The organism is Kosmotoga sp. (assembly GCF_982836095.1).
In genome coordinates this window covers 1-8,241 of the sequence record NZ_CEYIHJ010000052.1, presented here as the reverse complement: position 1 = coordinate 8,241, position 8,241 = coordinate 1, and the positions used below count along the sequence as shown (strand labels likewise).

Genomic DNA, 8,241 nt, shown 5'->3' with positions numbered 1-8,241 from the left:
GGCTTGAGACATCAACCTGGCTTGAAGGCCGACTTGTAATTCTCCCATAGAACCTTCTATTTCTGCCCTTGGAACCAGAGCGGCAACAGAATCAACAACAACTAAATCTACAGCATTTGATCTTACGAGCCCTTCAACGATTTCCAGGGCCTGTTCACCATAGTCTGGCTGGGATATAAGCAAACTATCTACATCTATTCCAAGGGCTTTTGCGTAGCTCATATCCAACGCGTGTTCTGCATCGACAAAAGCGGCGATACCGCCCGCTTTCTGAACCTCCGCAATGGCGTGAAGCGCGATAGTTGTTTTCCCGCTTGATTCAGCTCCATAAACCTCAACAACCCTTCCGCGCGGATAACCTCCTACGCCAAGAGCAATATCCAGAGAAAGTGAACCGCTGGAAACAACCTCAACATTGCTTCTGTTTTCCTGATCTCCGTAGAGCATTACAGAGCCCTTCCCATACTGTTTTTCAATCTCCTTTATTGCTCTTTCAAGGGCATTTTTCTTTTCTTTAGAAATCATGTTTTATCAAACCTCCTTCAAAACTACAGGAAAAAAGTTTTGTGTACTTAGCTCCTTCCGGTGAAAGTTCGGATTTGAATACGGATACTTCATTCACTGGTACGATTACTTCCTCCAATTCAACAGTTTCAATGAGTTTTTTCCAGTATGGCGGACTGAATTTCATGCGCCCAACGGTTATATGGGCATGAAAGCTCTCCTCAACACTGAACCCGAGACTTTCCAATGCCACTCTTGTCTCCCTAAAAAGATTATTCAGGATAGCAGAGGGCTTCACGCCTATCCATATAACCCTTGGGAGATTCTTGTGCCGGAAAAATCCAAGTTTTCCTGTGGAAAATGTGAAAGTAGGAAACCCCCTTAAGCGCTTCGAAAGCATCGAAGCAACCAGTTCAACTTTTTCTTTTTCCACATCATTGAGAAATGCCAATGTCAAATGGGCATTATTTCCCGAAACCCAGGAGGCTTTGAAACCCATTCGCCTCAGTCTCTCAACAACTGTATCCACAATCCCGGATATTTTCTGACCGGTATCAATGGCAATAAAGGTTCTCAAGCTATTTCCCCCTTTCACCACTGCGCAGATAACCAAAAACATATACAATGCCGCTTAGAAGGGTTATCAACGCAACGACGCACTGAAGAGATATTATAATCGTGGAAATGTTCCAGCTCAAAATCAACTGTAGATACAAAAAAACCAGCAAAATTATCTGAGTAACCGTTTTGGCTTTGCCGTAATAATTTGCTGCTATAACAATCCCCTCCGAAGCAGCAAGCATCCTTATTCCCGAAACAAAAGTATCTCTAAAAAGGATTAAAAAAACTAACCAGAAATTCACTCTACCTATAAACATGAAAACGAGGAATAGAGAGGTGACCATAATTTTATCAGAGATTTGGTCCAAAAACTTCCCGAAGGTAGTTATCTGATTCAATTTCCTTGCGAGCTTTCCATCAAAATAATCTGTTAACGCCGCAATGATAAAAATGGCAAAAGATAGCAAAGCCCACCTTTCAGGCTCAAAATACAAAAAAGCCACGATTGGAATCGTTAACACTATTCTTGATAATGTCAGCATATTAGGTATATTCATTAACTATCCCCTCTAAATCATTTTCATAAACTTCTGTAATTAACGCTTCGACAAATTCTCCGGGTCTACACTCTCCCTTAATATAAACATTGCCGTCGATTTCCGGTGAAAAATGCCAAGATCTGCCAATTAAAAAATCTCCTGATTTCTCTTCTATTAGTACTTTTAGCTTTCGCTTCAGAAAGCGTTGATTGAGCTCATGTGAAATCCGGTCTTGTTCATCTAACAGTTCCTCGAGGAACTCCTGAGCTTTCTCTTTTGAAATAGTTATTTTTTCACCATGGGCCGGGGTCCCTTCTTCAGGAGAATAAACAAACCCTCCCAGTTTATTAAATCTAATTTCTTTGATGAAATTAAGGGTTTCCCTGAACGTTTCCAGAGTTTCTCCAGGGAAGCCTATCATTATGGTTGTTCTCAAAACTGCATCGGGTATTTTCGCTCTTATCTTTTCAAAAAGGGCCACGAGTTCTTCCCGGTTTTTAGATCTTCCCATGGCTTTCAATATTTTATTTGATCCACTCTGTACGGGTATGTCAAAATACTTCACAACATTTTTAGCAGATGCCATAGCATCTATAATTTCCTCGCTGAGATGATCGGGATGTAAATACATGACTCTTAACCAAAATCCGTCTTTCAGGTCATCAAGTTTTTCCAACAAATCCGGGAGTGCCTGTTTTCCATAAAAATCCTTCCCATATTGGGTATTATCTTGAGAAACAAGTATTATTTCTTTGGTTCCACTGGATATCAGATCCTGAACTTCAGAAACGATATCCTCCATTTTCCTGCTTTTCGATCGCCCCTTAAAGGAGGGTATAGAGCAAAAGGCACAATTTCTGTCACAACCATCTCCTATTTTTACATAAGCGTAAGTACTACTGGATTCTCTAGCAATGTAATCGTACACTCCCACCGGTTGTTTGAAGTAGAAAAATGTTCCTCTCTCCAAAAGATCCGCCAATTTCATGGGCGAAGTCACCCCGATAAGTCCATCGAGCTCCGGGATTTCAGCTTTTAGATCATTGAAGTAACGTTGTACTAAACAACCTGTGGCTATAATTTTCAAAGCTGGATTCTCTTCTTTAAGTGAGCAGAAGTTGAGAATCTCCTCAATGCTTTCCTTCTTCGCTTCTTCAATAAAGCCGCAGGTATCAATCACTATCAAATCAGCAATTAAGGCATCATTTACTATTTGATGTCCCCTTCTCACCAGAATTCCTTTGAAATTCTCCATATCAGCAACATTTTTTGGACAACCAAGTGTGAGGATGCCAATTTTCATCTATAATATTCCTTTCTTTTCTTCAAATAGAGTTCCCGGATTTTTGATAACTCGTCGATATAATCTTTATCTTTGTAATTGGGATACGTATATTCAAGAGGCCTAAAAGCCCCATTTAAAAACATCAAAGTCACTTCCGCGTTGATCCCTCTGCCAATATATATTCTGTTTGCCCAGTGTTTGGTGGAAGCTAGCACGAATTGTGTGTGATGTATATAGCCAGGATCTATGTTGATTTTTCTCTTGCCTTCAACTGCGAAATTCATTTCGAGTTTATTTGTTTTTAGTTTAATTTCAGCAAGTTCAGAAGGATGTATTAAGTGCACAAAACTTACAAGCTTTCCTTGAAGCTTGTGCCCCATCTCTTCATTGTAAAAGTAGGTGTATTTATCAAAATCAAGCGTACGTGAGAGATAGTCTATGTCTCCGAATTCCTTCTCAAGTATAGGTTCAAGTTCCGTGAATCGATAATCTATATAGGAAGAAAAAATGAACATCACAAGGTTCACCATTTCGGTTCTTCTCATTTGTCCCATTTCTCTAACTTCACCTCAACTTCTTCTATCGATACTTCGTATACATTATCTAAGAACCGTAAAAGATAAAGGTCCCCATTATTGGTTATCCTGAGGGATTCATTCTTAAAAAGGGTAAAAGCTTTAGTGCTTTCTTTAGGGATTCTGTAAATTTCACCACCTGTTTTAACGCTAACTTCGCTATTTTCACTGTCCACAACGACTGTTCTCATGCCTGTATTAAGCTTTTTCACAGTTGAAATCAGCAATACATCGACTGCAAAAAGCACAACGCATAGCAGGAACAAAAATCCCAAAAAAATTTCACTTCTCACAAAAACAGTCCTTTTTCTATATTTTTCAACAAAATTATATCATGCTTGCTCTTAGACTACTACGGAATTATTTCAAAGACCATTCATTGTGATATAATTTCACAAGCAGGAAGACTTTATTTGAAAAAGGGGTGAAAAAGTATGGAAAACAGGAAAATCCCAAAACCCACGATTAAAAGACTGGCAGTTTATTACAGATGTCTCGAAAATCTCATAAAAAGCGGAAAAGAAACAATCTCTTCTCAGGAGTTAGGAAATCGCCTAAATATCAAAGCCAGTCAGGTTCGGAAGGATCTTTCCTATTTCGGTGAGTTTGGGAAGCGTGGCATCGGATATCAAACAAGGCACCTTCAGGATGGTATTGCCGAAATTCTCGGGATCAAAAGAATCTGGAATGTTTGTATAGTCGGAGCTGGCAATCTTGGCATGGCACTTGCCAATTATCCTGGTCTATCCAAAAGTGGTTATCAAATCAAAGCCATTTTTGATGTCAGCTCTGAAAAAATCGGCAAAAAACTTCAAAATGGGCTTGTAGTTGAAGATCTCAAAAATTTTGAAAGGGTCGCCAGGAAGGAAAAAATCCACATAGGTGTAATCACTGTTCCAGCCAATAATGCACAACAGGTAGCTGATTTAATGATTGGTTCGGGAATAGAGGGAATTATAAATTTTGCACCTGCCAAGCTCAACATACCAGAAAATTTCCCCCTCGAAGAAATCGACATCTCTCTTACATTCAGGGCTCTTTCGTTTCAAATAACCATGCAGAAAAGTAGACAGTGAGGTGTTCAAATGCTTGTAGCAATCGTTGGTGGCAGTGGTGCTGGTAAGACTTCTGTTGCCATGAAGATAAAGGAACATTTTGGAAAGAGTGCCGATATTCTTTCAATGGATGACTATTACAAAAATCTTGAGCCCGGAGTTGATCCTCGCGAATTCAATTTTGACAGTCCAAAAGCCTTTGATTTTCAACTGTTTATAGAACACCTTAAGGCTCTTAAAGCAGGAAAGAAAATACACACTCCTATTTACAGCATGGTAACCTATAGAAGGGAGTCCGGGATTTCCAAGTTATTCTCACCAAGACCTCTAATTATTGTTGAGGGTATCTTGATATTGCACAACGAAGAGCTCAGAGAACTTTTCGATTTTTCTGTTTACATCGATGCTCCTGCTGATGAAAGGCTGATCAGAAGAATAGAGAGAGATACAAGAGAAAGAGGGAGGTCCATTGAAAGCATAATCACACAATACAGGAAATTCGTTGCCCCTGCTTTCGAAAGCTTTATTGAGCCGCAAAAATATTTTTGCGATATCGTCCTCCCTGATGGAGTAGAAAACGCAACCGGACTCAAAGTCATAATCAACGCAATAGAAAATATGTTAAAATCATATCGCTAAATAATAAAGCAATTAGTTAATCGGAAGGTAACGCCTGGCTAAAGATTTGGTGGTATCGTAACTTTGTAATTATGCCTGAATTCGTTATGTTTCGGAGGTGGAGCCGTGAACAAGCGCCCCATAGTTCTTATTTTAGTCTTTTTGAGTCTTATAGTTGCTACTGCCTTTTCTTTCGATACTGCAAAGGCTACAAAGGCTTTTAAAACATATGTGGAAGACTATAAAAAGGAACAGTCTCAATTGCCCGTGATCCTCAAATTAAAGGAAGATCTTAAAGATCTTGCACTTTACAGGCTCTACAAGTTACAAATAGCCGGAAGCGTTGAAAAGAAAGAAAGCACCACGACAATTCCTGACTTGTTAACCGATCATATGAAAGCTCTTGATGAAAGTTATTTTTCAACTGGAGAGGAAAAAATTGCTTACAGTGCTTTCCTTTCTTGGGTTGTATCAGATGTGTCGGGTAAGAAGTTTCAGGTGGGTACAATCAACGAAATGCCAGCCTATTCTTTGACTTTTAACGGTTATTCTTCGAGAATAAGAACTGTTGCTCCTCGGGTTTACGAAAGCTGGATAGCCTATTCACTTGGGTTATTAAAAAAACGCCCATCAAGCTTTCCAGAGGGAAATCTTCCCATTCCCAATACCTTTAGTAACTTTGATTTAAGTGTTGCGATGGACCCTGCAGAACAGGAAGAAATCGCTTCAATAACCGATGAAGAAATTCTCAAACAATTATCCAAAGCCATTCAAGACATTTCAAACAAAAAATACGATGTCAGCGCCTTGTTCAAAGACAAAGTGGAAGAAAGAGTTGACTTCATAACCAGCAGATTACCTGAAGACCTGGAGGGTCTGGAAGATTCCACTAAAAATCTGTTGAAACTGTGGATTTACAGATCTTTCTCCCTTATTCAGGAAGCTCCCTATTTTCCTGAGAGCTTGCCTATAAATGTGATGAACATCCCTGGTTTTGAGAACGACATTTCTATGGAAGATCCCAACTACGAAAAGATAAGCGCTATAATCACAAAGAATGACATGATGATGATGCAACTCAACTTTGCCTTAAAAATGATTGGCAACAATGACTACTCACCAGTAGGGCTCATAGAAGCAGATATTGTCAGCGAAGCGAAAAAAATGGTTGCCCCGCTTTTGAGCACTCTAGGCCAAATAAGAAATGAGCTGTCCGGTGAGTTTATTTCAAGCGTTTCGAAAAAACTTTCTCTTGGCTGGATCAGAATTTTGTTTTATGCGTTGATCATTTTTTTGGGATTGACGTATCTCAAGATTCTCAAGAAATACCTCCTGTACATCATTGTCGGTTTTGAAACCCTTTATCTTTTATTTCTATCAAATCCTTACCAGAGCGCCTTTGATTTATCCCTGTATGCCATTGTAATAATCCCGCTGTTTGTTTTTGCTATCCTCATAACGCTGGGGCGGGTATTATCAAAGAAAAAGAAAGCTATTGATCTCCTCGCGTTGGCTTTGATCGTTCTGGCTTTGAGTTTGCCATTTGTCAAACTATACAAGAACATTCCTGAGCTATCTATGGAAAAATATCCTGAATTTTATGATTCCATATATTATGATGCACTGAAAGACGATCTCTTTGAATCTCCAAACTCTCTGTTCAACATTGAAATGAGAGAGCTAACGTCATTGGTATCAGCTGAATTGAACGAGCTGAAAAGAGGCTATCGCATCATAATACCCAATATGTTGAACAATCTTGCGAAAAACACAGGAACAACTTTCTCGGTATCAGGAACGCGTTTAAGACTCTCAGTACCGTCTTTTGCTGATTACCTGTCCATAGAAAATGAGCCGACATATATTTCACAATTCGAAGATCTGCAGAAAGCTTTTAAAAGCTTTGTCAGAAGCAGCAAAAGGAATTATTCCCAATACAAAAGGACACTCAACAACATTGAAAATATGGCAGAAAAGGTTGTTACTTATGCAGGGAACCCACTTCGAGCGGATTTTGAGGAGTACCTCAAAAGGACTCTGGAAGACAAGTCAGAATATACGGTCGCTCTTGACGACATAGAAACTGCCATATCTGATGAGATGAAGATTGAACCGCGTTCTGCTTTGGTTACCCCATATAAAGTACCAAAATACACTGTTCTTCTGCTTGGAGTATTTCTTCTTGTAGCGACTACGGTTGTATTCAGAAACTTCTTCCTTTCTATACTCGAAGGGATATTAATTGTAATCGCTTTTGTGGGGGCTTATGGCATGAGAAATCTCGATATTTTCGTCCAGGCTGGAACTCCTTATCTAAAACTGTCTGTAAGCACAGGAATGAACATTTGGTTTTTTGTTATATTCACGGTTATAATTGTTTTGGCTGAAATATTTGCCTTTATATCCTACAAAAAAGGGAGGGAGAGTGCATGAAGTTAAGAATTGCTTTAGTTCTCTCATTGGTATTGCTCGTAGCGCTTCCTGTTATGGCGCTGAAAGTTATTATGGTTACTGACGTTGGAGGTCTTGGCGACAAATCTTTTAACGATGGAACCTGGGAAGGTATTGTCAAAGCTGCAGATTTCCTTGGTATTGAAAAGGAAGTTGTTCAGTCTCACGAAATGGCCGACTATATTCCAAATCTTTCAAACGCCGCAAAAGAAGCTGACATCGTTTTCGCTGTTGGTTTTATGATGACTGACGCTCTTTTTAAAGTCGCTCCGCAGTTCCCTGACACATACTTCGTCGGTATCGATATCGTTCCACCAGAAGGTGCAGAAGCTGACAACGTAGCCACTTACATCTTCAAAGAACAGGAAGGCGCTTTCTTGGCAGGTTATCTTGCAGCTGCAATGACAGAGACCAATATCGTTGGATTCGTTGGTGGTATTCCAATACCCCCTGTTGAAAGATTCAGATACGGTTATGAAGCTGGAATAAGGGTCTACGAAGAACTTCATGGAAAAACTATTGAAATACTCAGAGGTTACACCATGGACTTCAATGATCCAAAAAAAGGTAAGGATCTTGCACTTGCTCAGTTTGCAGAAGGTGCTGATATAGTCTTCCACGCTTCCGGTGCTTGTGGTAACGGCGTTATCGAA

Annotated in this window: 9 protein-coding genes and 1 pseudogene; 4 read left to right on the top strand and 6 right to left on the bottom strand. The window is 39.7% G+C overall.

Features of this window, described 5'->3' with window-relative positions; all coding sequences use genetic code 11:
• The 6 genes and pseudogenes from AC3LHT_RS05065 to AC3LHT_RS05040 all read right to left on the bottom strand — a co-directional run.
• Positions 1–525, bottom strand: a pseudogene (locus AC3LHT_RS05065) (recombinase RecA family protein); the annotation flags it as partial.
• The gene (gene thpR / locus AC3LHT_RS05060; protein ID WP_290644428.1) at positions 515–1,081 is read right to left on the bottom strand and encodes an RNA 2',3'-cyclic phosphodiesterase; all 567 of its coding nucleotides are present in this window, start codon (positions 1,079–1,081) and stop codon (positions 515–517) included. The pseudogene AC3LHT_RS05065 and the gene thpR, both read right to left, overlap by 11 nt.
• A 1-nt stretch (position 1,082) precedes the next feature.
• Positions 1,083–1,622 (bottom strand): CDP-diacylglycerol--glycerol-3-phosphate 3-phosphatidyltransferase, encoded by a 540-nt coding sequence (pgsA, locus tag AC3LHT_RS05055; protein WP_290644429.1) that lies wholly within the window; start codon positions 1,620–1,622, stop codon positions 1,083–1,085.
• Positions 1,609–2,907: a 30S ribosomal protein S12 methylthiotransferase RimO gene (gene rimO / locus AC3LHT_RS05050; protein ID WP_488662159.1), complete on the bottom strand. Its 1,299-nt coding sequence runs from the start codon at positions 2,905–2,907 to the stop codon at positions 1,609–1,611. Before rimO ends, pgsA begins: the two co-directional genes overlap by 14 nt.
• A complete protein-coding gene (locus AC3LHT_RS05045) occupies positions 2,904–3,443 on the bottom strand; it encodes a DUF4416 family protein (RefSeq protein WP_290644431.1) in 540 nt (179 codons plus the stop codon). Before AC3LHT_RS05045 ends, rimO begins: the two co-directional genes overlap by 4 nt.
• On the bottom strand, positions 3,431–3,757 hold the full coding sequence (locus tag AC3LHT_RS05040) for a hypothetical protein (RefSeq protein WP_290644432.1): 327 nt from the start codon (positions 3,755–3,757) through the stop codon (positions 3,431–3,433). Before AC3LHT_RS05040 ends, AC3LHT_RS05045 begins: the two co-directional genes overlap by 13 nt.
• Positions 3,758–3,898: 141 nt before the next feature.
• Here AC3LHT_RS05040 and AC3LHT_RS05035 point away from each other — a divergent pair, with 141 nt between their 5' ends.
• The 4 genes from AC3LHT_RS05035 to AC3LHT_RS05020 form a co-directional block, all read left to right on the top strand.
• On the top strand, positions 3,899–4,540 hold the full coding sequence (locus AC3LHT_RS05035; protein ID WP_488662158.1) for a redox-sensing transcriptional repressor Rex: 642 nt from the start codon (positions 3,899–3,901) through the stop codon (positions 4,538–4,540).
• Positions 4,541–4,549: 9 nt separating this feature from the next.
• A complete protein-coding gene (gene udk / locus AC3LHT_RS05030; RefSeq protein ID WP_290667056.1) occupies positions 4,550–5,158 on the top strand; it encodes a uridine kinase in 609 nt (202 codons plus the stop codon).
• 105 nt (positions 5,159–5,263) lie between these two features.
• The gene (locus AC3LHT_RS05025; protein ID WP_488662157.1) at positions 5,264–7,570 is read left to right on the top strand and encodes a hypothetical protein; all 2,307 of its coding nucleotides are present in this window, start codon (positions 5,264–5,266) and stop codon (positions 7,568–7,570) included.
• Positions 7,567–8,241 (top strand): BMP family lipoprotein (locus AC3LHT_RS05020; protein ID WP_488662156.1); only part of this gene is annotated, 675 nt, incomplete at its 3' end. The genes AC3LHT_RS05025 and AC3LHT_RS05020, both read left to right, overlap by 4 nt.